This window comes from Burkholderia sp. PAMC 28687 (assembly GCF_001577465.1).
GTDB lineage: Bacteria > Pseudomonadota > Gammaproteobacteria > Burkholderiales > Burkholderiaceae > Caballeronia.
Window position 1 is genome coordinate 1,140,488 of record NZ_CP014505.1, and the last position, 26,680, is coordinate 1,167,167.

The window sequence follows — 26,680 nt, forward strand, 5'->3', positions numbered from 1 at the left end:
TTTTGAGGAGCGGGCGTGCGGGGAATGTTGATCGGGTTTGCTCTCGGGATCGTGTGGCTGCAGCGGCAGGCTGCGCTGCCCGGCGTGTGGGTTATTTGCGCCGCTGCATGCGCGGTTGCGTGCGCTTGTACGCTCTCAGTTTATTTGCCGCGTTGGCGTTACGCGTGCTTGATCTCCGCCGCGTTTATCGTCGGTTTTAGCTACGCCGCATCGCGCGCCGAAGGTCGTTTGCAATTCGTATTGCCCGCAGCATTCGAGAACCGCAATATCGAGCTGACGGGCTTTGTGCGCGGTCTGCCAATGCAAGGCGAGGACGGCACGCGTTTCCTGTTCGAAGTGGAATCGAACGAAGCACGGATACCTAAGTTTCCGCGCATCGTGCAGTTGTCGTGGATGGCGGTGGATGCATCGAAACGCAGGCCTGCCGCCTCGCCGCCTCCGCCGCTTTGGGCCGGGCAGCGCTGGACGTTCGTCACGCGGTTGAAACGTCCGCACGGAAACGCGAATTTTCGAGGGCGCGATGCCGAAGCGGCGCTGCTCGCCCGCAACATTCGCGCGACAGGGTATGTATCGATGCCGGAGTCCGCGCGCCGAATGCCCTCCGATGCCCGCGGTTTTACGCTGATGATCGATCACTGGCGCGCCCGGTTGCGCGCAAGGGTGTTGAGCGCACTCGATGGCTCGCCGCACCGGGGAATCGAGGTCGCGCTCGCGGTCGGCGCGCAGGACGTGGTCAGTGACGCCGACTGGGCCTTGCTGCGCGCAACCGGCACGAGTCATCTGGTCGCGATCTCGGGGCTGCACATCGGGTTTGTCGCGGGGCTCGCCGCGTTGATCGGCGGATGGTTCTGGCGACGCCTGCGATGGCGCGGCATGCCGTTGCCGTTGATCGTATCGGCGCAGAAGGCGTCGGCGGCGACGGCGGCCGCGTTCGCAGCGTTCTGTGCCGCGCTGGCCGGTTTCAACGTACCGGCGCAACGATCGATGTGGATGTTGTGCTTCGTTGCGCTTGCCGTTCTGAGCGGGCGCAGGCCGGCTTCGTCGCTGGTGCTGACGTGGGCGCTTGCGCTCGTGCTGCTGCTTGATCCGTGGGCGGTCACGGCCGCGGAATTCTGGCTGTCGTTTTGCGCCGTGGCTGCGATCCTGTTCGCGATTGCATCGCGGGGAAGAAGGGCATCGGTCGGCATCGCGGACGAGGCTGAGCCAGATCGCGACGAAGACCTGATCCCTGATATTCCCCACGATCAGCCGCGCGCACGCCGGCTCATGCGTGACCGGATCGCGGATGCGCTTCGTCGCTCCAGCATTCGCTCGAGTGTGCGGCTCAGACGTATGGCACGAGACATCGGCCGCCGGATCGCTGCAAGTGCACGAGTGCAGTACGCCATCACCATCGGGCTTGCGCCGCTCACCGCCTATTGGTTTTTCCAGATCCCGCTGCTCGGACCGCTCGCCAACGCGTTCGCGATTCCGTGGGTCAGTCTTCTGGTCACGCCAACGGTTCTGGTGGCCGTCTTGCTGCCCGCACCATTGGACGAATTCGCCTACCGCGCCGCCCATGGCCTGTTGACGATCATGTGCGACGTGCTTGCGCATCTGTCCGGCTCCGCGTGGACGCTGTGGCGTCTGCCGCAACCGGACACCTTTGCGATGACCGCCGCTGCCTTCGGCGTGATCTGGGCGCTGGCGCCGCGCGGCTGGCCATTGCGCTTCGCCGCGCCGCTCACGTGGCTGCCGCTGGTTTTTCCTCCATCGCATGCGCCTGCGACCGGCACGTTCCGCGTGACGGCGCTGGATATCGGACAGGGTTCGTCGATTGTCATAGAAACCGCGCGTCATTCCTTGCTCTTCGATGCCGGCCCGGGCCCGGAATCCACGCGCGCCGGCGAGCGGCTCGTCGTGCCATATCTCTTTGCGCACGGCCTTTCCACACTCGATACCCTCATGGTCAGCCACTCGGATTCCGATCATTCCGGCGGTGCGCCCGCCGTGTTCGAAAGCATCCGGGTGCGCCAGTTCGTGGCGTCGATGCGGCCGCACGAAGCTTTGTGGCGGATCGCCCGGGAAGAGGGCAGCGACTCCCTGCGATGCATCGCAGGTCAGCAATGGCAGTGGGACGGCGTGAAGTTCGACGTGTTGTGGCCAATGGCCGGTCCGCTTGCGGCGCAGCCGAACGCGACCTCGTGCGTGCTGAAAATAACGAGCGCGGCCGGGCGCTCGGCGCTCCTCGCGGCGGATATCGAAGCGGACGTCGAGCGCCAGTTACTGACACAAGATGGCACGTTGCTTCAGGCGGATGTGCTGGTCGTGCCGCACCACGGCAGCAAGACGTCGTCTACCGAGCCTTTCCTCGACGCCGTCGAGCCGCGCGTCGCCGTATTTCAGGTAGGCTACCGCAACCGATTCAACCACCCGAATCCAACTGTTTTCGAGCGGTATCGGCTGCGTCGTATCGAGCTGTCTCGCAGTGACGAAGATGGCGCTGCACGCATGGAGATGTCGGCGGATGTTTCCATCGAACGGTTCAGGCAAACGCACACACGCTACTGGATGGGCCGGTAAGAAAGAAGAGGGCACGAGAAGAGGACACGACGCTTGAAAGACATCCTGCATTTTTCACACGCGAACGGGTTTCCCGCGTCGACGTACCGGACGATCTTCGCCGAGCTCGCCGACGATTACGAGATCCGCGCGGTCGAGCGCTTCGGCCACAATCCGCGCCTGCCGGTCACGCGCGACTGGCCTCATCTCGTGGACGAACTGCTCGAAGACATCGATTCCACCCGTCCCCCGGATACAAAAGTCTGGCTCGTCGGGCATTCACTGGGCGGTTATCTGTCGTTGATGGCGGCGCTCAAGCGTCCGCATTGGGTGAAGGGCGTCGTCATGCTGGATTCGCCCGTCATTGCAGGCTGGCGCAGCCATTTGCTGCGGATATCCCAGTGGACCGGTCTCGACACGCGTTTGTCGCCTGCCGCCGCGACAAAAAACCGGCGGACGAACTGGCCGAGCCGTGAAGAAGCATGGCGCCACTTTCATGCAAAAAGCGCGTTCTCGCGCTGGGACGAGCGGATGTTGTCGGATTACATCGACTTCGGGATTCCGCCGGACACGGCTGCCCCCGCGGCGTCCCGCAGTCTGCGCAAGCTCGCTTTTGATCGCGAGGTGGAATTTCGCATCTACAAGACCTTGCCGCGCACGTTGGGTGCGCGGGTCACGCACGGCGTGCCGGTACCGGTCGGCTTTATCGCGGGGACGCATTCGCGCGAAGTGCGGCAAGTCGGGCTGGATATGACGCGGCGCATTGTGGGCGAGCATCTGGAGTGGATCGAAGGCAGTCATTTGTTCCCCATGGAGCGTCCCATCGAAACCGCCCGCGCGTTACAACGCACGCTTGACGGGCTGCGCCGCGCGGACATCTGATTCATCCATGAATATGCGCCGCGCACTGCAAATCCGCCCCCGCGGCGCTGGGTTCCGGGGCGCCTTTCGGGTATAATCCGTTTTTCCCGCGAGCACCTAGCGATGACCAAATATGTATTCGTCACCGGCGGCGTAGTGTCTTCCCTCGGCAAGGGTATTGCCGCCGCTTCCCTCGCCGCGATCCTCGAATCGCGCGGTCTGAAAGTCACCCTCCTCAAGCTCGATCCCTACATCAATGTCGACCCCGGCACGATGAGCCCGTTCCAGCATGGGGAAGTGTTCGTGACGGAAGACGGAGCGGAAACGGACCTCGACCTCGGCCATTACGAGCGCTTCATCAGCACGAAGATGCGCAAGGCCAATAACTTCACGACGGGCCAGATCTACGAATCGGTGATCCGCAAGGAACGCCGTGGCGAGTATCTCGGCAAGACCGTTCAGGTCATTCCGCATATCACCAACGAAATCCAGGCGTTCCTGCAACGCGGCGCGGCTGCGGCCACGTGCGGCGAGCCGGATGTGGCTATCGTGGAAATCGGCGGGACGGTGGGTGATATCGAATCGCTGCCGTTTCTCGAAGCCGCGCGCCAGATGAGCTTGCGCCTCGGGCGCAACAGCGCGTGTTTCGTGCACCTGACGCTTGTGCCGTACATCGCTACGGCAGGTGAGCTCAAGACCAAGCCTACGCAACACAGCGTGCAGAAGCTGCGCGAGATCGGTATCTCGCCGCACGTGCTGCTGTGTCGCGCGGACCGTCCGATCCCCCTCGACGAATGTCAGAAGATTTCGCTCTTTTCCAATGTGCCGGAAGACGCGGTCATTTCGGTGTGGGACGTGGACAGCATCTACAAGATTCCGCAGATGCTGCACGACCAGGGTCTCGACAACATCATCTGCGAAGAACTCAAGCTCGAAGCGAAACCCGCTGACCTCAGCATGTGGGCCGGCCTCGTGCAAAAGCTCGAGAACCCGCAGAGCGAAGTCACCATCGGCATGGTCGGCAAATATGTGGAGTTGACCGAGTCGTACAAATCGTTGATCGAGGCGTTGAAGCACGCGTCCATTCATACGTCGACGAAGGTGAACATCGAGTACATCGATTCCGAGCAGATCGACACGGACGGCGTCGATGCATTGAAGCATCTCGACGCAGTGCTCGTGCCGGGCGGTTTTGGCGCGCGTGGCACCGAAGGCAAGATCAAGGCAATACGTTATGCACGCGAATCGAAGACGCCGTATCTCGGCATCTGCCTCGGCATGCAACTGGCTGTAATCGAATTTGCACGCGACGTGGCCGGTCTCACGGACGCAAACAGCACGGAATTCGATACATCGACTACAAACCCAGTCGTGGCGCTCATCACCGAATGGTATGACCGCGCCGGTCGTGTTGAAAAGCGTACGGAAGAGTCGGATCTTGGCGGCACCATGCGCCTGGGTTCACAAAAATGTCCGATCAAGCCGGGCACCATGGCGGCTCGTATTTACGGAACGGATGTGAACGAGCGTCATCGTCACCGCTACGAAGTGAACAACCGGTTCGTGCCGCAACTCGAGGCAGGTGGCCTCGTGATCAGCGCGCGCACGCCGAGCGAAGACCTGCCGGAAATGATGGAACTGCCGGAATCGATGCACCCGTGGTTTGTCGGCGTGCAGTTCCACCCGGAGTTCACGTCGTCGCCACGCGATGGTCATCCGCTTTTCAAGGAGTTCGTCGAAGCGGCGCGCGCGCATCACCAGGCGCTTGACGCTGCGGGTCACACCGGGGCTTCTGACCCGGCGCCGGCCGTTGCGGTTTCTGTCGGAGCGCAAGCATGAAGCTGTGTGATTTCGAGGTCGGTCTCGACCAGCCGTTCTTCCTGATTGCGGGCACCTGCGTGGTCGAATCGGAGCAGATGACGATCGACGTCGCCGGCCGCTTGAAGGAAATCTGCGCCAAGGTCGGCGTGCCGTTCATCTACAAGTCGTCGTATGACAAAGCCAACCGCAGCTCAGGCAAGTCGTTTCGCGGTTTGGGCATGGACGAAGGCCTGCGGATCCTCGGCGAAGTGAAGAAGCAACTCGGGCTGCCCATTCTCACCGACGTTCACTCGGAACACGAGATCGAAGCGGTGGCATCGGTGGTCGACGTGTTGCAAACGCCCGCGTTTCTGTGCCGCCAGACTGACTTCATTCACGCATGCGCGCGTTCGGGCAAGCCGGTCAACATCAAGAAGGGCCAGTTTCTCGCGCCGCACGACATGAAGAACGTCATCGACAAAGCCCGCGACGCCGCACGCGAAGCAGGCCTGTCCGACGACCGTTTCATGGCCTGCGAACGGGGTGTGTCGTTTGGTTATAACAACCTGGTTTCCGATATGCGGTCGCTCGCGATCATGCGGGAAACCAATGCGCCCATCGTTTTCGACGCCACGCATTCGGTGCAGTTGCCGGGCGGCCAAGGCACGAGTTCCGGCGGTCAACGCGAATTCGTGCCGGTGCTGGCGCGAGCCGCGGTCGCCACGGGCGTTTCCGGCCTTTTCATGGAAACCCATCCGGACCCGGCGAACGCAAAGTCCGACGGTCCGAACGCCGTGCCGCTGCACAGAATGGAAGCCCTGCTGGAAACGCTCGTTGCGCTCGACCGGGCCGTGAAAAGCGGACCGTTCCTCGAGAACGATTTCAGCTAAAAACAAATCAAGGGCACCGCGTTTCGTGACGCAATTTTACGGACACGGCGCCCGAATCGCATCAGGAGGAGAGGGCAATGGCAAAAGGTTATGTCATCGTGAATGCCAATGTGACGGACCCGGAGAAGTACGCGGCGTACCGACCGCTGGCGGCTGCGGCAATCGAAGCGCATGGTGGCCGCTACCTCGCTCGCGGCGGTAAAAGCGAAACCCTCGAAGGCTCGTTGCTCCCGCGCGGTGTCGTGATCGAATTCGACGATTACGAGACCGCGGTCAAGTGGTACCACTCAGCCGGGTATGAAGCGGCGCGAAGTGTGCGAAGCGGCGCAGCCGAGATGCACATGATGGTCGTCGAAGGCGTGTAAGCCTCCCGTTCGAGCCCGCGCAAGATCTTCAACCCCGGCTTGCTGTCAGACCTGATTTATCGTCATTTCTTGAGGAAACCATGAGTGCCATCGTAGATATCATCGGTCGCGAGATTCTCGACTCGCGCGGCAATCCCACCGTCGAATGCGACGTCCTGCTGGAATCGGGCACGATGGGCCGCGCCGCGGTGCCGTCCGGCGCATCGACCGGATCGCGTGAAGCCATCGAATTGCGCGACGGCGAAGCCGGCCGCTACGGCGGCAAGGGCGTGCTGAAGGCAGTCGAGCACATCAACACCGAAATCTCCGAAGCCATCATGGGACTCGATGCATCGGAACAGGCGTTTCTCGACAAGACCCTGCTCGAACTCGACGGTACCGACAACAAGTCGCGCCTCGGCGCGAACGCCATGCTGGCCGTTTCCATGGCAGTGGCCAAGGCCGCGGCTGAGGAAGCGGGCTTGCCGCTGTATCGTTATTTCGGCGGTTCGGGCGCCATGCAATTGCCCGTTCCCATGATGAACATCGTGAACGGCGGCGCGCACGCCAACAACAGCCTGGACATCCAGGAATTCATGATCGTTCCGGTCAGCCAGCCGACCTTCCGCGAAGCGCTGCGTTGCGGCGCGGAAGTGTTCCACGCGCTCAAGAAGATCCTGAGCGACCGTGGCATGAGCACGGCCGTGGGCGACGAAGGCGGTTTCGCGCCGAATTTCGGCAGCAACGACGAGTGTCTTTCGACCATCGTTCAGGCGATCGAGAAGGCGGGTTATCGTGCGGGTGAAGACGTTTTGCTTGCGCTGGATTGCGCCGCAAGCGAGTTCTACCACGACGGCAAATATCAGCTCGCGGGCGAAGGCCTGCAGTTGTCGTCCACTGAATTCGCAGATTATCTCGCCACGCTCGCCGATAAATTCCCGATCGTGTCGATTGAAGACGGCATGCACGAAAGCGACTGGGACGGATGGAAGATCTTGACCGATAAGCTCGGCAAGAAGATCCAGCTCGTGGGCGACGATCTGTTCGTGACGAACACGCGTATTTTGAAGGAAGGGATCGAAAAGGGCATCGCCAATTCGATCCTGATCAAGATCAACCAGATCGGCACACTGACAGAAACTTTTGCAGCAATCGAAATGGCGAAGCGCGCGGGTTACACTGCCGTTATCTCGCATCGTTCGGGCGAAACGGAAGATTCGACGATTGCGGATATCGCGGTCGGCCTGAATGCCGGTCAGATCAAGACGGGTTCTTTGTCGCGTAGCGACCGCATCTCGAAGTACAACCAGTTGCTGCGCATTGAAGAAGATCTGGGCGATATCGCCAGCTATCCGGGCAAGTCGGCCTTCTACAATTTGCGTTGAAGCTAAAGCTTTTGTCCAGACGGACGTTAGTCCGGATATAGCCGTTTGTTCAGTCCGCCGCCCCGTGTTCCCGCGAACCCGGGGCGGCGCCGAAATACCAGTTGAAGTTTCAGCGCTTTTCTCTCGCCTCTTAAATGCGGATTGTCACCTTTGTCCTGATCCTGCTGCTGGCGATGATCCAGTATCCGCTGTGGTGGGGGCACGGTGGCTGGTTGCGTGTTCACGAGTTGCAGCAGCAACTGGTCAACCAGACAAAGAAAAATGCGGATCTGAAGCTGCGCAACGAACGTGTGCAGGGCGAAGTCGCGGATTTGCAGAATGGTACGGCGGCTGTTGAAGAACGCGCGCGTTATGAAATGGGCATGATGAAGGACAGCGAGGTATTCGTGCAGTTTGTCTCGCCGAATTCCCCTGCGCCGGCCAACTCGGTGAACGCACAGTCCAGCGCGTCCACGCGAGGACAAGTTTCCGCCGCGCCTTTGCGAGTGGTGCCCAACCCGGTTTCACGATCGAAGGAAGAGCGCCGCGCGTTCGAGCGGCAGGCGACCAAAGAGAAGCAGGACGCCGCCAAGAAGAAAGCGGGCGGCTGAGGCTAGTCGAATCGACCCGACAGAATACAAAAAAGCCGTTCCAATGTAAGTTGGAACGGCTTTTACTATTTGCGGCCCTTCTCGACCCTTGGGAATCAGCCTTACCAATAATACCCCGGGTATCCAACCCCAATACCCGTACCCCATCTGTTACCCCACCCGCCGCTCGAATATCCGCCGTACACCGTCACCGGCGGCCGATAGTATTGCGAATACGCCTGAGCCGCGGCATCCGCAGCCATGGCCTGTTGCTGCTCGGCGAGCACCTGCCGGTCGATCTGGTTGTAGCGCTGTTGCTCTTCCGGGGAAAGCGGCTGGGCCGCATGATTCTGCGTGGCGGGCAGGCGGCTGTAAACCGGCGACGGTCCTGGCGGGTCCATCATGCACCCGCCGAGCGTGAGAAACGCTGAACCGCACACCGCGACGGCCAGTTTCTTCGATACAAATGCAAAGAGTTTCATGTCGACCTCCAGCGGGCCGGGCTACTAATCGGACAGGGATAATGCCACGTCGCGCATCGGCAAAGCGCCATCCCGCGACGTCTTGTTACAGACAATAGAACTCTTCCTGTGCGACGTCGATCAATGCCGTTGATCCGGCGCCGGGCTTACGGCTTGCGAGATTTCTCCCGCGACAAAAAGTTGCGCCACGTCCACGGGATCGAACTCATAGCGCTGGTTGCAGAATTCGCAATGGACTTCAACACTGCCACGCTCTTCGACCACGCTGTCGACTTCTTCCCGACCCAGCATCTTCAGCATCCCGCCGACTTTCTCACGCGAACACGTGCATTCGAAACGAGCCTGAGCCGGCTCGAAGTGCTGCACGTTTTCCTGCCAGAACAGCCGCTTAAATACAGTCTCAGGCTCTTCCTTCAACAACTCTTCATTCGACAGCGTGCCGCCGAGGTGACACACGCGCTGCCAGGTATCGGCGTCATGTTCGCCCGGGTGCGGGACGATACCGCCATCGCCCGGAAGCTTCTGCAGCAGCATGCCCACCGCGCGCTCGGTGTTCGCGGCGAGCCACATGCGTGTATCGAGCTGCTCGGAGTGATGCATATAGTGTTCCAGCACTTCGGCCATCGATGCGAGCGGCCCATGCTCGCCGCTTAGCGGCACGATGCCCTGATACGCCTGCTGGCCGGGCTTCTTGTCGCGCGGGTCGAGCGTGATCACACAACGTCCCTGGCCATTGCGGTTCAGCAAGTCGGGGAGGGTCATGTCGTCGGTGATCGCGACGGGCGCTTCGCTCGCTCCTTCTATTGACTCAGCGAGTTTTGCCGTCGCGCGCAGCGACAGGTCCGAATTGCACTGCACGACGAGCATCGTCACCGGTCCGTCGCCGTAGATCTGCATGATCAACGTGCCATCGAACTTGAGATTCGCCGACAGCAGCGCGCAGGCAGCCATCATTTCGCCGAGCACATTGCGCACGGGCGCGGGATAGGAGCGGCGCGTGAGTACTTCTTGCCATGTATCGCGCAACGAGACGATCTCGCCGCGCACTGGCGCCGCGTTGAACATGAATTTTTGCAGCTGATCGTTAACCACGCTGGGGTCCTTTAATCGATTGCGCAAAACGCACGAAGCGGCATTCAGCCGATCCGCACGAGTTGCGCCTTGTAATATTCGCGGCGTTCCACGTAACCACGCGTGCCGCCCTGCATCTTCGCAATGTCCGCTTCCGTCAGTTCCCGCACGGCTTTCGCGGGTGCGCCGAGGATCAGGGTGTTATCGGGGAAAATCTTGCCTTCGGTCACCACGGCGCCTGCACCAACAAGGCAATTGCGGCCAATTACCGCGCCATTCAAGACCACCGCCTGAATTCCGATGAGCGCGCCTTCCTTGACGGTGCAGCCGTGCAGCATTGCCTGATGGCCGACGGTGACGTTCGCCTCAATGGTCAGGGGAAAGCCCGGATCGGTATGAAGCACCGCTCCCTCCTGGATATTGCTTCCATGGCCGAGCACGATCGGCTCGTTGTCCGCGCGCAGCGAGGCGCCGAACCAGACGCTCGAGTTCTCCTCAAGCGTTACGCGGCCGATGATGGTCGCCGTATCAGCGACAAATACGCTTTCGTGGATGGTCGGGGCGGCATCGCCGAGCTTGTAGATTGCCACTGTGTCTCCTGTGGGGCTGGAAGCGGAATTGGGCGGCAGGCTAGGGCGCCGCGGCTGGACAGTACAATCGGTCGCTGGTTGAGCTCTTGAACGGCGGCTCCAGCGCGTTTTGATGCTGAAATCTGAAATGCGACCGGGGAAACCGTTATTTTAGCCGGTTGCGGGGAAGTGCCGTGCGGCCGGCCGCCGAGGACGGGATTGCCCGGTTCCGGCGTATCAAGCATAAGCACGTCAAAACTCTTTGAGAATCATGTCCGACCCGCTCGACTTGTCCAGTTCGTCATCCTTTCTACTGAGTGTCCGGCACGCTGCACTCGCGCTGTTGCGCGAACGTGATCCGTCGACCAAAGCCCGCGCCACGCAGCTTTTCTACGACCGCATGCTCGCGATGGACATGACGCTCGACGTCACCGCCCGTATCACCGATCCGCTCGACCTGCCCGGGCGCCCCGACGCGCCGGAACTGGTGGCGCCTTCATCGCTCAAACGGCGCAGCATGCAGTCCGACGCCGGGCGCGCCGTGCTGTTGCACGCGCTCGCTCACATCGAATTCAATGCGATCAATCTGGCGCTCGATGCAGTCTGGCGGTTTCCATCGATGCCCGAGGCCTTTTACATCGACTGGTTCAAGGTGGCGGCTGAAGAAGCGCGGCATTTTTCGCTGCTGAGCGCGAGGCTGGCGGAGTTTGGTCACGCATATGGCGATTTTCCCGCCCACGACGGCCTTTGGGAAATGGCCGAACGCACGCGGGGCGACGTGCTCGCGCGCATGGCGCTGGTGCCGCGCACGCTCGAAGCGCGCGGCCTGGACGCAGCGCCGCCGATTCGCCGCCGTCTGGCGCAGGCGGGCGACCATGCATCGGCGGCTATCCTGGACATCATTCTCCACGACGAAATCGGCCACGTGCTCATTGGAAATCACTGGTTCCGGCACTTGTGCGACAAGGCGAACGCCGATCCGCACGTCGCCTACGAAGAACTCGCCGAGCGCTATCACGCGCCGAAACTGCGTGGACCGTTCAATTTCGAAGCGCGCCGCGATGCCGGTTTTGACGAGGCCGAACTGCGCGCGCTCGCAGGCCTCGACGCCACCGGGTCTTCCCGATGAAAACATCCACTTCCGACTTCGTCACCACACGCGGGACGCGCCTGCATGTCCGCCGCTGGGGCCGCCCCGACGCGCCCACGCTTTTCATGCTGCACGGGTGGATGGATGTAGCGGCGTCATTCCAGTTCGTCGTCGATGCGCTCGCCGGCGAGTGGCAGGTCATCGCGCCCGATGCCCGCGGTTTTGGCCTGTCGGACTGGCCGGTGGCCGAGGGCAAGAGCGGGAACTACTGGTTCCAGGACTATCTCGCCGATCTCGATGCACTGATCAACCACTACACACCGCCACGCGAGGCGGTGAACCTGGTCGGCCACAGCATGGGCGCGAACGTCGTCTGCCTTTACGCGGGCGTTCGGCCGGAGCGAGTGCGCCGCGTGGTCGATCTGGAAGGGTTCGGGATGGCCGCGGTGCAACCCGGGCGCGCGCCGGCACGCCTCAGGCAATGGCTGGACGACCTTCGGGCGCCGCCGACGCTCAAAACCTACGCCACTTTCGACGATGTCGCCCAGCGCCTGATCCGCACGAACCCGCGCTTGCCGCTCGCGAAGGCGCGTTTCCTGGCCGCCCACTGGTCAAAGCCGGACGGCGAAGGCCGCCTCCATTTACTCGCCGATCCGGCCCACAAGCTTCGTGGACCGGTGTTGTACCGGCTGGAAGAGGTGATGGCCGTCTGGTCGAAGGTCGAGGCGAAGGTCTTGCACGTGGAAGCCGTCGGGTCGCCGACTTTGGCTGCGATCGCGGCGGACGTTCCCATCGATGAATTCAAGCAGCGTTTCACCGCATTCCCGGATTGGCGCGAGGAACTCATCGATAACGCCGGCCACATGCTGCACCACGATCAGCCGGAGCGCGTAGCGGCGCTGATCGAAGCGTTTTGCGCGTGATCCGCTTTGACGCGTTGCAGTAGAATGAATAGATGACTCCCAGAGTTCCAACGATGAACGCCGACCTGCATTGCCATTCCACCGTTTCCGATGGCCAGCTCGCTCCAGCCGAGGTTGCCGCGCGTGCGCACGCAGGCGGCGTGACGCTGTGGTCGCTGACCGATCACGACCAGATCGGCGGCCAGCGCGAGGCGCGCGAAGCGGCCAGGGCGCTTGGAATGGACTATGTCGGCGGCGTCGAGATCTCGGTCACATGGGCGGGACGCACGGTTCATGTCGTGGGGCTCAATGTGGATGCGGATTGCCAGGAGCTCATCGACGGCCTTGCCGAGACGCGTAGCGGCCGCAGGGCACGCGGTGAGGCCATCGGGCAGGCGCTGGCCGCGATCGGCATCCCGGGCGCCTATGAAGGCGCGCTGACCTACGTGAACGACCCGGCAATGATCTCGCGCACACACTTCGCGCGTTTTCTGGTTGATAAAGGCTACGCAGAGTCCACCTCGGACGTGTTCTCGAAATACCTCGGTGACGGAAAACCGGGTTTCGTCGGCCATCGATGGTCGAAACTCGCCGACGCCATGAAATGGATCAAGGCGGCCGGCGGCGAAGCGGTGATCGCGCACCCGGGGCGGTATGATTTCTCGCAGGTCGAATTCGCCGCGCTCTTCGATGAATTCATCCAGCTAGGCGGCCGCGCCATTGAAGTGGTGACGGGCAGCCATACGCCGGATCAGTATCGGGAATATGCGGAGGTTGCGCGCCGCTATGGGTTCTACGCTTCGCGCGGTTCGGATTTTCATGCGGCGGGCGAGGGCCGTATCGACCTTGGCCAATTGCCGCCGCTTCCCGCCGACCTCAAACCCGTCTGGGAATGCCTGCGCTGAGCTTGTCCGCCAGGCTTCGCACGATCCTTGCACCACTCCACGCTCCCTTGCGCCGTTTGTCGCGCAATAGCATGAATTTGCGGGTATTCTGCCGAGTTCACATGGAGAGCCTCGGGCAAACCGACGGATGCTCCCGCCGGGCAACTTTTCTAGTCCTCTGGTCATGTCTCAATTCTTTCGCATTCACCCGGATAATCCGCAGCCGCGGCTGATCAATCAGGCGGTGCAGATCATCAACGATGGCGGCATCGTGGCGTTGCCGACCGATTCGAGCTATGCGCTGGCGTGTCATCTCGATGACAAGGACGCCGTCGAGCGTATTCGCCGCATTCGCGGACTCGACGAGAAACAACTGCTTTCGCTGTTGGTGCGGGATTTGTCTGAGCTTTCAAATTTTGCGATCGTCGATAACCGGAACTATCGTCTGATCAAATCCGTGACACCGGGTCCTTACGTTTTCGTTTTGCAGGCAACCAAGGAAGTCCCGCGGCGCCTTTCGCATCCGTCGCGCAAGACGATCGGCCTGCGGGTGCCGAATCACGCCATCACGCTTGCGCTGCTGGAAGCGCTCGGACAACCGCTGCTGGGCTCCACGCTGATCATGCCCAATGATACCCATCCGCTCAACGACGCCGAAGAGATCCGCGAAAAGCTCGAAAAACAGATCGATCTCGTGATCGACGCCGGCGCCTGCCCAATGGAACCGTCAACCGTGATCGATCTGACGGGCGAAGTACCGGTCCTCGTGCGCCCGGGGCTGGGAAGCCTGGAGTTGTTCGGTCTCACCGCTGACAGCGCGCAATGACACGGGCGGGCAACATTTCCATCACCTGAATTTCCGCGATGACACAATAGGGCGGCGCGCGAGGCAAAGCGCACGCCTCGACGCGCGACGGCCCGCGAACGCTCGCACACACCGCCATGAGTGGCGCCACAACTGCTTGATACAATAGCGAGCTATGGATTCCTCCCTGATACAAACGATCGCGGTCTACGCGCTCCCCGTGATTTTCGCGATCACGCTGCACGAGGCCGCGCACGGCTACGCGGCCCGCCTCCTGGGCGACAACACGGCTTACGTGCTCGGCCGCGTCTCGCTTAATCCGATGCGCCACATCGACCCCATCGGCACGCTGGCAATTCCACTGGTGCTGTATTTCGTCACGAGCGGCGCGTTCATGTTCGGGTACGCAAAACCGGTTCCGGTTGCATTCGGCAATTTGCGCAACCCGCGCTGGGGCAGTCTGTGGGTCGCGGCTGCCGGGCCGGCCAGCAACTTCGCGCAAGCGCTGATCTGGGGCGTGATTGCCGTGCTGCTCGCAGCATTCAATGTCAACGAACCCTTCCTCACGCGCATGGCTGCGGCGGGCGTGGGCGTGAACCTCGTGCTCGGCGTGCTCAACCTGTTCCCGCTGCCGCCGCTCGACGGCGGCCGTGTGCTGATGGCCTTGCTGCCGGTGCGTGCGTCGATCATGCTGTCGCGGCTCGAGCCCTACGGGTTTTTTATCGTGATGGCGCTGGTCATGACCGGCACCCTGACGCGTTTCTGGCTCGGACCGCTGGTGAGCGCCGGGTACGTCGCGGTGTCGGCCGTCCTGAATCCCCTTGCTTCGCTCTTCCAATAAAACCATGTTCCCTGACCGTATCTTCTCCGGCATGCGGCCTACCGGCTCGCTGCACCTAGGCCACTATCACGGCGTGCTCAAGAACTGGGTGCGGCTGCAGTCCGAATACCCGTGCTTTTTTGCGGTCGTCGACTGGCACGCACTGACGACGCACTACGAAACGCCCGAGGTGATCGAGAAGAACGTGTGGGAAGTGCTGATCGACTGGCTCGCTTCTGGCATCGACCCGGCGCAGGCCACGCTGTTCATTCAGAGCCGCGTGCCTGAGCACGCCGAACTGGCGCTGCTGCTCGGCATGGGGACGCCGCTTGGCTGGCTCGAACGCGTGCCGACCTACAAGGAGCAGATCGAGAAGCTGAAGGAAAAGGATCTCACCACATACGGTTTTCTCGGTTATCCGGTGCTGATGGCGGCAGACATCCTGCTGTATCGCGCGTCGCTCGTTCCGGTGGGCGAAGACCAGGTGCCGCACGTCGAAATGACGCGTGAAATTGCCCGGCGCTTCAACTATCTTTATGGACGTGAAGCGGATTTCGAAGAGAAGGCGCTCGATGCCGCCAAGAAGCTCGGCGGCAAGCGTGCAAAGCTTTATCACGAGTTGCGCGTCGCGTATCAGCAAGAGGGTGACGACGAAGCGCTCGAACAAGCACGCGCGATGCTGCAGGAATCGCAGAGCTTGTCCATGAACGATCGCGAACGGCTTTTCGGCTACCTGGAAGGCGCGCGCAAGATCATCCTGGTCGAGCCGCAAGTGCTGTTGACCGAAGCGTCGCGCATGCCGGGCCTCGACGGCGCCAAGATGTCGAAGTCGTATGGCAACACTATCGGCTTGCGTGAAGACGCCGAGAGCATCACGAAGAAAGTGCGCACCATGCCGACCGATCCGGCGCGTGTTCGCCGCACCGATCCGGGCGATCCGGACAAATGCCCGGTATGGCAGCTTCATCAGGTCTACACCGACGAAGCGACGCACGAGTGGGTGCAAAAGGGGTGCCGCACTGCGGGCATTGGCTGCCTCGAGTGCAAGCAGCCGGTGATCGAAGGGATCCTGCGCGAGCAGCAACCCATGCTCGAGCGCGCACAGAAATACATGGATGACCCTTCGTTGTTGCGTGCCATCGTGGCCGATGGCTGCGACAAGGCGCGCAAGTTTGCAGTCGAGACCATGCGCGACGTTCGCGACGCCATGGGCCTGTCTTACAACTGAAGCAAGCCGTGATGCCGACGCCCGCGCTGTATTCGCCCCCAACCACCGCCAGTGCATGGATCGAGCAATGGTCGCATCTGGTGGAAAAGGGCGGTGCGGTGCTTGACGTGGCGGCCGGCAACGGCCGTCATTCGCGGTTTTTTGCATCGCGTGGACACGACGTTCTGGCACTGGATCGCGATGAAACCGCGCTCGCCAGTCTCGCTGCCGTGCAGCACGTAAGCACGCGTTGCGCCGATCTTGAAAATGCGGCGTGGCCCTTGCGCGAAGACGAAAAGTTCGCCGCCGTGGTCGTGACGAACTATCTTCACCGGCCGTTATTTCCCTTTCTTCTCGATGCCCTCGCGCCCGGCGGCGTGCTGCTCTACGAAACCTTTGCCGCAGGCAATGCGCAATTCGGCAAGCCATCGAATCCGGATTTCCTGCTCAATCCCGGCGAACTTCTCGACGCCGTGCGCCCGCGCTTGCGGGTCATCGCTTATCAGGATGGATTTATCAGCGCGCCGCGTGCATCCTGCGTGCAGCGCATCTGCGCCGTAGCCGGGCCGGCGCCTCTGTCCACGGGCCTTACGGACCGTAACAATGCCGCACCCCCGGATCGTTACGTTCTACAGTCCTAATCCGCTACAATCGCGGTTTCCGACCAATTTCCCTAGCGTTTCATGACAAACGGAACACACGGCGGCATCCAGATCCGCGGCAGCATTCCTGCCATCGTCACCCCGATGCACGAGGACGGTAGTCTCGATCTGCCGGCGTTTCGAAAACTGATCGACTGGCATGTTGAAGAGGGCTCGAACGGGCTCGTGGTCGTCGGCACCAGTGGTGAGTCCGCCACGCTCTCCGTGGAAGAGCACGTGTTGATGGTGAAAACCGCCGTCGAACATACGGCCAAGCGCTTTCCGATCATCGCGGGCGCGGGTGGCAACTCCACCTCGGAGGCCGTCGAACTGGCGCGCGCCGCGAAGGAAGTTGGCGCGGACGCTACGCTGCAAGTGGTTCCGTATTACAACAAGCCCACCCAAGAGGGCATGTACCAGCACTTTCGCAAGATCGCGGAATCGGTTGATCTGCCGGTGATCCTGTACAACGTGCCGGGCCGTACTGTTGCCGACATGAATCACGACACCGTGATCCGCCTGGCAAACGTGCCAGGAATCATCGGCGTGAAGGAAGCGACGGGCAACATCGATCGTGCAGCGAATCTGATCAACGAGGCACCCGCGCATTTCGCAATCTACAGCGGTGACGATCCGACCGCGATCGCGTTGATGCTGCTCGGCGGCCACGGCAATATTTCGGTGACCGCGAACGTGGCACCGCGTGCAATGAGCGAACTCTGCCGTGCGGCGCTGGCCGGCGACGCCATCACGGCACGCAAGATTCATTTGAGCCTGCTGTCGCTGCACAAAAACATGTTCTGCGAGTCGAATCCGATTCCCGCGAAATGGGCGCTGACCGCGCTTGGGCGCATGGGGAGCGGGATTCGCCTGCCGCTGACGCCGCTCGACGCGCGTTATCACGACGTCGTGCGCGCCGCGTTGCGCGAGACCGGGCTTTTGGCCTGACTTACCGCGGGCGGATGCGCTTGAACAACACGCGCGTTCGCCTGCATGCAGTGCATCCCGGCCGCACAACCGTTCGGCCAGCCAGCGAGTGTCATCAACCCGTCGTTCATCGACCCGTTCCCGGCTTAGCTTCCAGGCAACGCGCATTCAGCATCACGAAGGACCTCATGAAACGTTCTGCCTTAATCAACAACGCTCGCACCATTGGCGCGCTGTCGCTTGCAATCGGCACGCTGATCTCGCTTGGCGGTTGTGACACCTTGAACGATTGGCTCGCGCCTGACCGTGTGAATTACAAGGGTGCTGAAACGGCGCCGTCGCTGGCAGTGCCGTCGGATCTGACCACCGGCGACATCAGCCAGCGGTACGCTGCACCGCCCAAGCTGAATTCGCTCGGCGGCGCGGCACCGCGTTCGCTGACGCCGGCAGGCAATGCGACAGTCGGTTTGCCGACGCCGCAAGACCCGTTCGGCATGCACGTGGAACGCGACGGCGACCGCCGCTGGCTAGTGGTCGACGGCCGCTCGCCCGATCAACTCTGGCCACAGTTGCAGGAGTTCTGGGAAGAGAACGGTTTCACGCTCAAGACCGATGCGCCGGCCACCGGCATCATGTCCACTGACTGGGCTGAGAATCGCGCGAACATTCCGGACGACTGGTTCAGGAAGAGCGTAGGCAAGCTGATCGACTTTGCGTATTCATCGGGTACGCGCGACCAGTTCCGCACGCTGGTGGAACGTGGCTCGAACAACTCCACGGACATCTCGATCAGCCACGCCGCGATGGAAGAAGTGCTGACCGGCCAGGACAAGACCTCGTCGAAATGGGAAGAGCGTCCGCGCAACCCGGCGCTCGAAGCGGCGTTCCTTGCGAAGCTGATGGAGAAGTTCGGTCTCACGGATGCACAAGCCAAACAATTGCTGACCGAAGCACGTCCGGCCGAGCCGGCTGTCGCACTGGATCAATCGGGCGGCACGTCTACGCTCGACATTTCCGAGCCGTTCGATCGCGCCTGGTTGCGAGTCGGTTTGGCGCTTGACCGTACCAACTTCACCGTGGACAACCGGGACCGCGCGAAGGGCGTGTATTACGTGCGTTTCTCCGACTCCATGGCGGAGCTGAAGAAGGAAGGGCTGCTCGGCAAGCTGTTCACCGGCAGCGCGCCGAAGCCCTCACGCGAATTCATGGTCAATGTGCGTCCGAAGGCCGATGCCCTGACGCAGGTCGCCGTGGTCGATGCGAACGGTCAGGTCGATACATCGACTGACGCTCAACGTATCGTTGCGTTGTTGCATGCGCAGTTGAACTAGGTCCCGGCCAATGCGCTTTGCCAGTCTCGGCAGCGGCAGTGAAGGCAACGCGTTGCTGGTCGAGTCGGCCAGCGGCACGATCACCACGCGCGTGCTGCTGGACTGTGGTTTTTCAGCCAAGGAAGTCGAGCGGCGCCTTGCGAGGCTCGACGTTCGCCCTGATCAGCTCGATGCCATTTTCATCACGCACGAGCATACGGATCACATTGGCGGCGCGCTGACGCTGGCGCGCAAATGGTCCATACCGGTACACATGAGCTGGGGCACGGCGCGCGCGGTAGGCGCCGATGACGCACCGGTCGACCTGCATGTGCTCTGGGGCGACGAGAGCGTCGCTGTGGGCAACCTGCATGTGCTGCCCTACACAGTTCCCCACGACGCACGCGAACCCCTCCAGTACGTGTTTTCCGACGGCGCAAGCCGCTTGGGCGTCCTGACGGATGTGGGCGTTGCTACGCCGCATATCACCAGCACGTTGAGCGGTTGCGATGCGCTGGTGCTCGAATCCAATCACGACATGGAGATGCTCGCGACGAGCCGCTATCCTGCGTCGTTGAAGGCCCGCATCAGCGGCATGCATGGGCATCTGAACAACGACGCGGCGGCGGCCATCCTTGCATCGCTGGATCGATCGAAGCTGCGTCATCTGGTGGCCGCCCATTTGAGCCAGCAGAACAACTTGCCTGAGCTGGCGCAGGCGGCCCTTGCTTCGGTCTTGGGCGCGACGGCCGCCGACGTGATGGTCGCGACGCAGGCGGATGGCTTCGACTGGCTATCCCTTTGAAGCGTCCTCCGTGACAGGCATATCGAACTTTTAAATCAAGAAGCACCAGACGTAAAAAAACCGGCCCGAGGGCCGGTTTTTTCGTAAGCCTACAAAATCAACCTTGTGGGCTTACTGCGGAGGCTTCGTTTCCTGCTGGATCAATCATGCTCAAGAGCGGGAAACTTGGCCTCTGACTCAATACTTACTGGCTCGCGCCCGAAGCAGCAGCAGCCGGAGCAGCAGCGTCCGATGCCGTTGCAGCAGCCGAAGCTGCGTCGCTTGCAGCAGCCGTAGCGCTCGATGCTGCGTCCGTTGCGGAAGCCGCAGCGTCCGAAGCAGCAGCTGCCGGTGCCGAAGCAGCCGACGTATCGCTAGCAGCGCCCGGAGCAGCCGTATCGCTAGACTTGTTGCATGCAGCAAGAGCAACAGCAGCCAACAGGGATGCTACGAGGAGAGATTTCTTCATGATCACGTCCTTTTATGGTTAAAGGTAAGCAACAGCGCAAAGTACCGGTAATGTGTGCTCCAACACCGACCCGGGCCGTTGTGGACTCACATTATGTATGGTTGTGAGACTTCCTACGGCTTGGGCGGAAATTATATGCACTTTCGTACTGACCGTCGATAAATGCAGGGACAATACGTTGTCTTTCTCATACATTTCATCAGCCTGCGATAACAACCCGGCGAACAACAAGACCAAACAACGCTAGGCGTTCGCGTCGACTTGAATCCAGCCCGCACAATACCACTCGTGCAGTAAGACTGTCATTGACGATTCTCCAGAGAGTGTTACAAACCGTTTCCCCTCCAGATATCGCTTGTCAGCAAGCTCGGGCAGCCATTTTCTGGCTTTCGGCGACATTAACTCGCGTTCGCCGTTGAGAAAATAAGCGTGCTTGTCGTAAAGCAGCACGGTTTTTCTATCGAGCTTCAAACCGGACTGCTTCGCGCGCTCAATAAATCGCTTTTCATTCAAAGGTCGTTGTGGCGGATCAAATACGACATTCGCCTTGGGCTCGCTCAAATAAGTACCGAGAAAACCAGCAACCTCCTTTTCAGTCCATTCGATGTTCGCAAGGATCGCGCCTACCCGCTCGACCAGAAGGGGCGGCAATTGCGCGGGATTCGTGACGGCCGGCTGAGTCGGGTCGCGGTAACGCTGTTCGCCCTTGCCGCGGCCACCCGACATCTCTTCCATGCGCTCAGCCAGGTGATACAGGAATTGTCCCGACAGTTCGGCGGCGGACGGTGCGCGAAAGCCGATAGAGCATGTCATGCATTCGCCTTCGGCCACGCCGTCATGGGCGATATGAGGCGGCAGATAAAGCATGTCGCCCGGCTCGAGCACCCATTCCTCATCGGCTTCGAAGTGCTGTAAAACTTTCAACGGCAACCCCTCTTTTAGCGAGAGATCGCGCTGCGCACCGAAACGCCAGCGGCGTTTGCCATGGACCTGCAGCAGGAAGACATCGTAGGAATCGAAATGCGCGCCGACACCGCCGCCGTCCGTCGCGTACGAGATCATGAGGTCGTCCAGCCGCGCATCAGGTATGAAACGGAAGCGGTCGAGGAGCGACCGGGCGCGGTCGTCGTGCAGGTTCACGCCTTGCACGAGTAATGTCCAGTCACGCTTTTTTACGGACGGCAGTTCATCTGGCGCAAACGGGCCGTGTTCCATTGCCCAGGATTGGCGAAAATGGGTGATCAGGCGTGATTCGGCGTCGTCGTTGTCGGCGAGGTCGAACAGTTCGTCGCGCGCGAGGGGCGCCTGGATGCCGGGAATCGCCTGACGGATCAGCAGCGGCTTTTTCTGCCAGTACCGGCGCATGAACTGCGCGGGCGAGAGGCCGCCAAGGAGGGTTGAAGGTTCGTCGGGAAGCGGCACCGCGAAAGGACTTGAGGGAACGTTTGGGGACCGCGCTGGCATCGTATAATTGAGGCTTGTATCTTGGAGAATCCAATGAAAATCGCAAAAGACACCGTCGTATCAGTCGCCTATAAGCTGTCTGACGCTCATGGCAACCTGATCGAGGAAAGCGACGAGCCGATGGTCTATCTGCACGGCGGCTATGATGGCACGTTCCCCAAGATCGAGGAAGCACTCGACGGTCAGGAAGCCGGCTATCAGACGCAATTGCAGCTCGAGCCGCAAGACGCGTTCGGCGAGTACGATCCCGATCTCGTGAAGGTGGAGGCGCGTGGCCGCTTTCCGGAGCCGCTCGAAATCGGCATGCAATTCGAGGGCACGCCGGAAGACGGCGAGGACGAACTCGATTCGCTCATCTACACAGTGACCGATGTAGCAGAAGACAAGGTCGTGCTCGACGGCAATCATCCGCTCGCCGGCATGGCGCTGCGTTTCGCGTTGAACGTGCAGGAAGTGCGTGAAGCCACCGAAGACGAGAAAGAGCACCAGCACGCGCATGGGCTCGATGGTCTCGAAGTGCTCGACGAGGACGATGAAGAGCCGGGCAAGGACGCGGGTCCGACCTTGCATTGAGGCGGTTCGGTTTTATCGGTTGATCGGGATCGGAAGTGAACACAAGGCGCAGGCAGGTTGCTGCGCCTTTGTTTTATTTCATTGACCATCTGCTTTATTCGATGCACCGCTTGCAGGTGTTATTGGGTTCGAAGGCGCGTTCAGGATCGGCGGCACAGTCGGCGGCGGATTCGGATTCAGCAACGGTGGCATCTGAGGCGTGGCATTGGACGCTGCGCCGTCGCTCGCGGGCGCAGGCGCCGGATGTTGCTGCACCGGTTGCATCTCCTGGAAAAAAGATGACGGTCCCGGCGCGCCGTTTTCAACGCTCGGCACAGACGATGCAGCCGGCGCCGATGCCGGAGGCGACCCTTGAGCTTGCGCGTTCGGCCGCACGGTCACGTCCCGCACGCGGACACGAAACGGCGGTCGCCAGCTCAGGTCGGATTCGACTTCGAGCCATTGCGTTCGCGGATTCTTCAATCCGACCTCGATGCGCGTCAGATTCGCCACCACGGTCCCCTTGTCATTGCGCAAGGGTTGATCGATACGAAAACCTTTGACAATAGGTGTGTCGGAGCCGTGAATCACAATCATCGGACCCCGAAACGATTCTGCGGCTTTCACAAGGCTGCGCTTGAGCTCGAGAAACCCGTCGCGTGATGTATCGCCGCGCGAAAACCGCAACCACGCAAACCGATCACGCCGTTCATAGCGCGTAAAGTCCGGATCACCTTGCAGGATCACCACGACCGCACGCATGTCGGTGCGGCGCGCGGTTTCGACCGCGTGTTCCAGCCAGAAAGCGTTGGCGACGGAGCGGTCCTCGAACTCGCCGTTGCGTCCGCCGGCGGTCAAATAATGATTGTTCGGCGCGGGCGCATTCAATCCGATGAACGCAATGCCGTTGGTCTGCCATCGCACGTTTTCGCGGAACGGACGAAAGCGCGCAACGTCGCTTTCGCGAATCACGCTCATGGGCGTCTGACCGAGAGAGTTCGAATCCGCGAAGAACGACTGGCGAATGAAGTCCAACCGCTCGACCGGATCATAGCCACCCGCTTGCGACGAACTGCACGACGCCCAGTCATTGCCGCCAGGCAACAGGACCACGGGTTTGCGCGAGCTATCGAAGATCTGCTGGCGCGTGTTGTACAGGGCGTCGCGACAAGGTTCGGCTTCGCTTTTCAGATTGCCGTCGTAGACGATGAACGACGTATTGCGATCGCGTCCGATGGCATCGAGCATCTGTTGCAGCGTGGTCTCGTCACTTGATCTGTTCACCACGTTCGATGCAATCGCGAAACTCATCGGCGGCGCCTCGGCGCGCGCCGTTTGCGCGGCCATGACGACGCAGGCGAGGGCAAACGCGTGCGTCACGCGCGCACGCAGCCAGTGAGCGCGTGACGCGCAATTAGCGAGATGCATCCGGAGCGTGCGACGCCAGCTCATGTAGTTCGTACAGCAGATCGAGCGCGTCGCGGGGACGCACCTCGTTGGGATCGATCGCACGAAGGCGGTCAAGCGCCGGGTGAGGCGCGGCCGGTTCATCGCGCGCTTCGGGTTCGTTAATATCCGTGAGATCTGCCGGCGGGGGCGCGAACAGGTCGAATTGCGGCGACGCCTGGCCGATCGACTGCTGCTCCAGATGCGCCAGGTGTTTTCTGGCGGCCTTGATCACGGCAGGCGGAACGCCTGCGAGTTGCGCCACTTGCAATCCGTAACTCTGGTTCGCAGGACCTTCGTTGACCGAGTGCAAAAAAACGATGCCATGGTCATGCTCGACCGCCGACAAGTGCACGTTCGCGGCGTGCGCGAACTCGGCCGGCAACTGGGTCAACTCGAAATAATGCGTGGCGAACAGCGTATGGCAGCCGTTGTGCGAGAGCAGGTGCCGTGCAATCGCCCAGGCGAGCGCGAGGCCGTCGAAAGTCGATGTGCCGCGGCCGATCTCGTCCATCAGTACGAGACTCGACGGGGTGGCGTCGTTGAGGATGGCCGCGGCTTCGGTCATCTCGACCATGAAGGTCGAGCGGCCACCCGCGAGGTCGTCGGCCGCGCCAATGCGGGTAAAAATCCGGTCGATCGGACCAAAGCTCGCGCGCTTGGCCGGTACATAACTGCCCACGTACGCAAGCAGCGCGATCAACGCCGTCTGGCGCATGAACGTCGATTTACCACCCATGTTCGGACCGGTGATCAGCAACAGTTTGCGTTCGGTGTTCAGGCAACAATCGTTGGCGATGAACTGTTCGACTTGCGCTTCGACTACGGGGTGCCGCCCTTGTTCGATATCGATGCCCGAGTCGCCCGCAAACGACGGCGCCACCCAGTCGAGCGCGAGTGCGCGTTCGGCGAATGCGCTCAGCAGATCCAGTTCTGCTAACGCCGCCGCCACGCGCTGACAGTCGCCGATATGCGGGAGCAGCGTCTGCAGCAGCGCGTCATAGAGCATGCGCTCGCGGGAGAGCGCGCGGTCCTGCGCGGACAGCGCCTTGTCTTCGAAAGTCTTCAGCTCCGGCGTGATGTAACGCTCGGCATTCTTGAGCGTCTGACGGCGCCGGTAGTCGTCCGGAACCTTGTCCGTCTGACCTCGCGTGACTTCAATGTAAAAGCCATGCACCTTGTTGTACTCGACTCGCAGATTCGCGATCCCCGTGCGGGCGCGCTCGCGCGTTTCCAGGTCGATCAGGAACTGGTCGCAGTTCTCCGAGATGTCACGCAACTCGTCGAGATCCGCGTCATAACCGCGCGCCATCACACCGCCGTCGCGAATCAGCACGGCAGGCTCCTTGGCAATCGCGCGGGTCAGCAGTTCGAGGCATTCCGGCGGCGGTTCGAGCGAGGCATCGATACGTTCAAGCCATGCCGCGTGCACCTTGACCGAAGCGAGCCGTTCGCGCAGTTGCGGCAGGGCGGCGAAGGTATCGCGCAAGCTCGAAAGATCGCGTGGTCGTGCCGACAACAGTGCAAGCCGGCCCGTGATTCGTTCAATATCCGAAATCTGGCGAAGTGCTGCGCGCAGGCCATCGAGGCTTGCGTCCGGCGGTGCTTCGAGCAATGCGCCGATCGCGCGCTGCCTTCCCTGGGCGATGGCCGAATCGCGCGGCGGATGGTGCAGCCAGTGGCGCAGCAAACGGCTGCCCATGGTTGTGCAGCAGGTATCGAGCAACGAGCAGAGTGTCGGAGATTCCGTACCGCGGAGTGTTTCGGTCAATTCCAGATTGCGTCGCGTGGCCGGGTCCAGTCCGATGTACTCCGACTCGTACTCCACCTTGAGGCTTCGGACGTGCCGCAATTGCTGACCTTGGGTTGCGGCGGCATAGAGCAACAGCGCACCGGCCGCTCCACATGCGCAGGTCAGCGAGTGGGCGCCGAAACCGTCGAGGCCCGCGACATCGAGTTGCTCGCACAAGCGCTGCGTGCCGGAGCCGACATCGAAGTGCCATGCGGGTACGCGCGTGGTTGCGCCGACGTTCGGAACCTGGAACGGTGCGTTCGATTCCGAGAACGAGTCGGCCACCAGCGTTTCCGCCGGCCGGATGCGTTCAAGTGCCGCGCCCAGTTGATCCGGCGCCACTTCAGCAAGACGCAACGCGCCGCTTGCAAGATTGAGCCACGCAAGCCCCACGCTCGTCACAACACCGCGACGGTTGTGTGCAGGGCATAACGCCAGCAGGAAGACGTCGTTTTTATCGGAGAGGAGAGCCGCGTCAGTGAGCGTGCCGGGCGTGACGACGCGTACGACCTTGCGCTCGACCGGTCCCTTCGATGTCGCCGGGTCACCGATCTGCTCGCAGATGGCGACCGACTCGCCGAGCTTCACCAGCTTGGCAAGATATTGCTCGCACGAATGATGCGGAATGCCCGCCATCCTGATGGGGTTGCCGCCCGATGCACCGCGTTGCGTGAGAGTCAGGTCGAGCAGGCGCGAGGCTTTGACAGCGTCGTCGAAGAAAAGCTCGTAGAAATCGCCCATGCGGTAGAACACGAGGGTCCCCGGATGCTCCGCCTTGATTCGCAAGTACTGCTGCATCATCGGCGTGTGATGCGACAGGTCGACCGGCACAGCGGAATCGATGCGCTGCGCGTCAGGTGCGGCGGGAGAAACGGAGGTGTGAGTGCCCATCGTGATTGCTTGGATTTCGCGAATGTCTAAGATGTCTAAGGGCACGAGTGTACCGCGTCAGGGCCTTGGCGACCCCCTGGCCGGATGGCTAACGAGAGGTCGAGATCTTGACGTTTTCGAGCGATCTTCACGCCGTAAAAGCAAAAACGCCGGCAAGCCGGCGCTTTTGCTTTGATCATGCTTG

25 protein-coding genes are annotated in these 26,680 nt (G+C 61.4%); 18 read left to right on the forward strand and 7 right to left on the reverse strand.

The window, feature by feature from the left end; genetic code table 11:
- The first annotated feature begins 15 nt into the window (after nucleotides 1–15).
- The 7 genes from AX768_RS05225 (at nucleotide 16) to ftsB (ending at nucleotide 8,411) form a co-directional block, all read left to right on the forward strand.
- Nucleotides 16–2,562 carry a DNA internalization-related competence protein ComEC/Rec2 gene (locus AX768_RS05225; RefSeq protein WP_061999067.1) on the forward strand — a complete coding sequence of 849 codons (2,547 nt, stop codon included), beginning with the start codon at nucleotides 16–18 and terminating at the stop codon, nucleotides 2,560–2,562.
- Between the two features lie 33 nt (nucleotides 2,563–2,595).
- Nucleotides 2,596–3,423 (forward strand): alpha/beta fold hydrolase, encoded by an 828-nt coding sequence (locus tag AX768_RS05230; protein WP_061999068.1) that lies wholly within the window; start codon nucleotides 2,596–2,598, stop codon nucleotides 3,421–3,423.
- Between the two features lie 102 nt (nucleotides 3,424–3,525).
- On the forward strand, nucleotides 3,526–5,241 hold the full coding sequence (locus AX768_RS05235; protein ID WP_061999069.1) for a CTP synthase: 1,716 nt from the start codon (nucleotides 3,526–3,528) through the stop codon (nucleotides 5,239–5,241).
- Nucleotides 5,238–6,092 carry a 3-deoxy-8-phosphooctulonate synthase gene (gene kdsA / locus AX768_RS05240; RefSeq protein WP_061999070.1) on the forward strand — a complete coding sequence of 285 codons (855 nt, stop codon included), beginning with the start codon at nucleotides 5,238–5,240 and terminating at the stop codon, nucleotides 6,090–6,092. The genes AX768_RS05235 and kdsA overlap by 4 nt, the downstream gene beginning before the upstream one ends.
- 77 nt (nucleotides 6,093–6,169) lie before the next feature.
- Nucleotides 6,170–6,457 (forward strand): DUF1330 domain-containing protein, encoded by a 288-nt coding sequence (locus AX768_RS05245; RefSeq protein WP_061999071.1) that lies wholly within the window; start codon nucleotides 6,170–6,172, stop codon nucleotides 6,455–6,457.
- Between the two features lie 80 nt (nucleotides 6,458–6,537).
- Entirely contained in the window at nucleotides 6,538–7,821 is a 1,284-nt protein-coding gene (gene eno, locus AX768_RS05250) for a phosphopyruvate hydratase (RefSeq protein WP_056352523.1), read from the forward strand.
- Between the two features lie 134 nt (nucleotides 7,822–7,955).
- On the forward strand, nucleotides 7,956–8,411 hold the full coding sequence (ftsB, locus tag AX768_RS05255; RefSeq protein WP_061999072.1) for a cell division protein FtsB: 456 nt from the start codon (nucleotides 7,956–7,958) through the stop codon (nucleotides 8,409–8,411).
- A 101-nt stretch (nucleotides 8,412–8,512) separates the two neighbouring features.
- Here the strand turns inward: ftsB and AX768_RS05260 are convergent, their stop codons facing one another.
- From AX768_RS05260 to AX768_RS05270, 3 genes are all read right to left on the reverse strand, one after another.
- On the reverse strand, nucleotides 8,513–8,872 hold the full coding sequence (locus AX768_RS05260; protein ID WP_061999073.1) for a hypothetical protein: 360 nt from the start codon (nucleotides 8,870–8,872) through the stop codon (nucleotides 8,513–8,515).
- Nucleotides 8,873–8,992: 120 nt separating this feature from the next.
- Nucleotides 8,993–9,937, reverse strand: coding sequence for an Hsp33 family molecular chaperone HslO (hslO, locus tag AX768_RS05265; RefSeq protein ID WP_062000799.1), 945 nt, complete (start codon nucleotides 9,935–9,937; stop codon nucleotides 8,993–8,995).
- Nucleotides 9,938–10,008: 71 nt separating this feature from the next.
- Nucleotides 10,009–10,533, reverse strand: a complete 525-nt coding sequence (locus AX768_RS05270; RefSeq protein ID WP_061999074.1) for a gamma carbonic anhydrase family protein — start codon at nucleotides 10,531–10,533, stop codon at nucleotides 10,009–10,011.
- Between the two features lie 250 nt (nucleotides 10,534–10,783).
- Between AX768_RS05270 and AX768_RS05275 the strand changes: the two genes are divergently transcribed.
- The 10 genes from AX768_RS05275 (at nucleotide 10,784) to AX768_RS05320 (ending at nucleotide 19,903) form a co-directional block, all read left to right on the forward strand.
- Nucleotides 10,784–11,641: a ferritin-like domain-containing protein gene (locus AX768_RS05275; RefSeq protein ID WP_061999075.1), complete on the forward strand. Its 858-nt coding sequence runs from the start codon at nucleotides 10,784–10,786 to the stop codon at nucleotides 11,639–11,641.
- Nucleotides 11,638–12,525 carry an alpha/beta fold hydrolase gene (locus AX768_RS05280; RefSeq protein ID WP_061999076.1) on the forward strand — a complete coding sequence of 296 codons (888 nt, stop codon included), beginning with the start codon at nucleotides 11,638–11,640 and terminating at the stop codon, nucleotides 12,523–12,525. The genes AX768_RS05275 and AX768_RS05280 overlap by 4 nt, the downstream gene beginning before the upstream one ends.
- Nucleotides 12,526–12,578: 53 nt before the next feature.
- Entirely contained in the window at nucleotides 12,579–13,409 is an 831-nt protein-coding gene (locus AX768_RS05285) for a 3',5'-nucleoside bisphosphate phosphatase (RefSeq protein WP_061999077.1), read from the forward strand.
- A gap of 163 nt (nucleotides 13,410–13,572) precedes the next feature.
- On the forward strand, nucleotides 13,573–14,214 hold the full coding sequence (locus tag AX768_RS05290) for an L-threonylcarbamoyladenylate synthase (RefSeq protein WP_061999078.1): 642 nt from the start codon (nucleotides 13,573–13,575) through the stop codon (nucleotides 14,212–14,214).
- 154 nt (nucleotides 14,215–14,368) lie between these two features.
- Complete coding sequence (locus AX768_RS05295; RefSeq protein WP_061999079.1) at nucleotides 14,369–15,034, forward strand: site-2 protease family protein; 666 nt, start codon at nucleotides 14,369–14,371, stop codon at nucleotides 15,032–15,034.
- A 4-nt stretch (nucleotides 15,035–15,038) separates the two neighbouring features.
- Nucleotides 15,039–16,241 carry a tryptophan--tRNA ligase gene (locus tag AX768_RS05300; protein ID WP_061999080.1) on the forward strand — a complete coding sequence of 401 codons (1,203 nt, stop codon included), beginning with the start codon at nucleotides 15,039–15,041 and terminating at the stop codon, nucleotides 16,239–16,241.
- Between the two features lie 11 nt (nucleotides 16,242–16,252).
- Nucleotides 16,253–16,861 (forward strand): class I SAM-dependent methyltransferase, encoded by a 609-nt coding sequence (locus AX768_RS05305; RefSeq protein ID WP_061999081.1) that lies wholly within the window; start codon nucleotides 16,253–16,255, stop codon nucleotides 16,859–16,861.
- 42 nt (nucleotides 16,862–16,903) lie between these two features.
- Entirely contained in the window at nucleotides 16,904–17,809 is a 906-nt protein-coding gene (gene dapA, locus AX768_RS05310) for a 4-hydroxy-tetrahydrodipicolinate synthase (protein ID WP_061999082.1), read from the forward strand.
- Between the two features lie 167 nt (nucleotides 17,810–17,976).
- Nucleotides 17,977–19,119, forward strand: a complete 1,143-nt coding sequence (bamC, locus tag AX768_RS05315) for an outer membrane protein assembly factor BamC (protein ID WP_062000800.1) — start codon at nucleotides 17,977–17,979, stop codon at nucleotides 19,117–19,119.
- 10 nt (nucleotides 19,120–19,129) lie between these two features.
- Nucleotides 19,130–19,903, forward strand: a complete 774-nt coding sequence (locus AX768_RS05320; RefSeq protein WP_061999083.1) for an MBL fold metallo-hydrolase — start codon at nucleotides 19,130–19,132, stop codon at nucleotides 19,901–19,903.
- 184 nt (nucleotides 19,904–20,087) lie between these two features.
- On the opposite strand, the gene AX768_RS31895 is transcribed toward AX768_RS05320, so the two are convergent.
- Together AX768_RS31895 and AX768_RS05325 are read right to left on the reverse strand one after the other, a co-directional pair.
- Entirely contained in the window at nucleotides 20,088–20,351 is a 264-nt protein-coding gene (locus AX768_RS31895; protein WP_075360448.1) for a hypothetical protein, read from the reverse strand.
- Between the two features lie 243 nt (nucleotides 20,352–20,594).
- Nucleotides 20,595–21,815: a cupin domain-containing protein gene (locus tag AX768_RS05325; protein ID WP_061999084.1), complete on the reverse strand. Its 1,221-nt coding sequence runs from the start codon at nucleotides 21,813–21,815 to the stop codon at nucleotides 20,595–20,597.
- Between the two features lie 33 nt (nucleotides 21,816–21,848).
- On the opposite strand from AX768_RS05325, the gene AX768_RS05330 reads away from it, so the two are divergent.
- Nucleotides 21,849–22,388, forward strand: coding sequence for an FKBP-type peptidyl-prolyl cis-trans isomerase (locus tag AX768_RS05330; protein WP_061999085.1), 540 nt, complete (start codon nucleotides 21,849–21,851; stop codon nucleotides 22,386–22,388).
- 78 nt (nucleotides 22,389–22,466) lie between these two features.
- On the opposite strand, the gene AX768_RS05335 is transcribed toward AX768_RS05330, so the two are convergent.
- On the reverse strand, nucleotides 22,467–23,819 hold the full coding sequence (locus tag AX768_RS05335) for a hypothetical protein (RefSeq protein ID WP_231941326.1): 1,353 nt from the start codon (nucleotides 23,817–23,819) through the stop codon (nucleotides 22,467–22,469).
- Nucleotides 23,782–26,406, reverse strand: a complete 2,625-nt coding sequence (gene mutS, locus AX768_RS05340; protein ID WP_231941369.1) for a DNA mismatch repair protein MutS — start codon at nucleotides 26,404–26,406, stop codon at nucleotides 23,782–23,784. Before mutS ends, AX768_RS05335 begins: the two co-directional genes overlap by 38 nt.
- Nucleotides 26,407–26,680 lie beyond the last annotated feature (274 nt).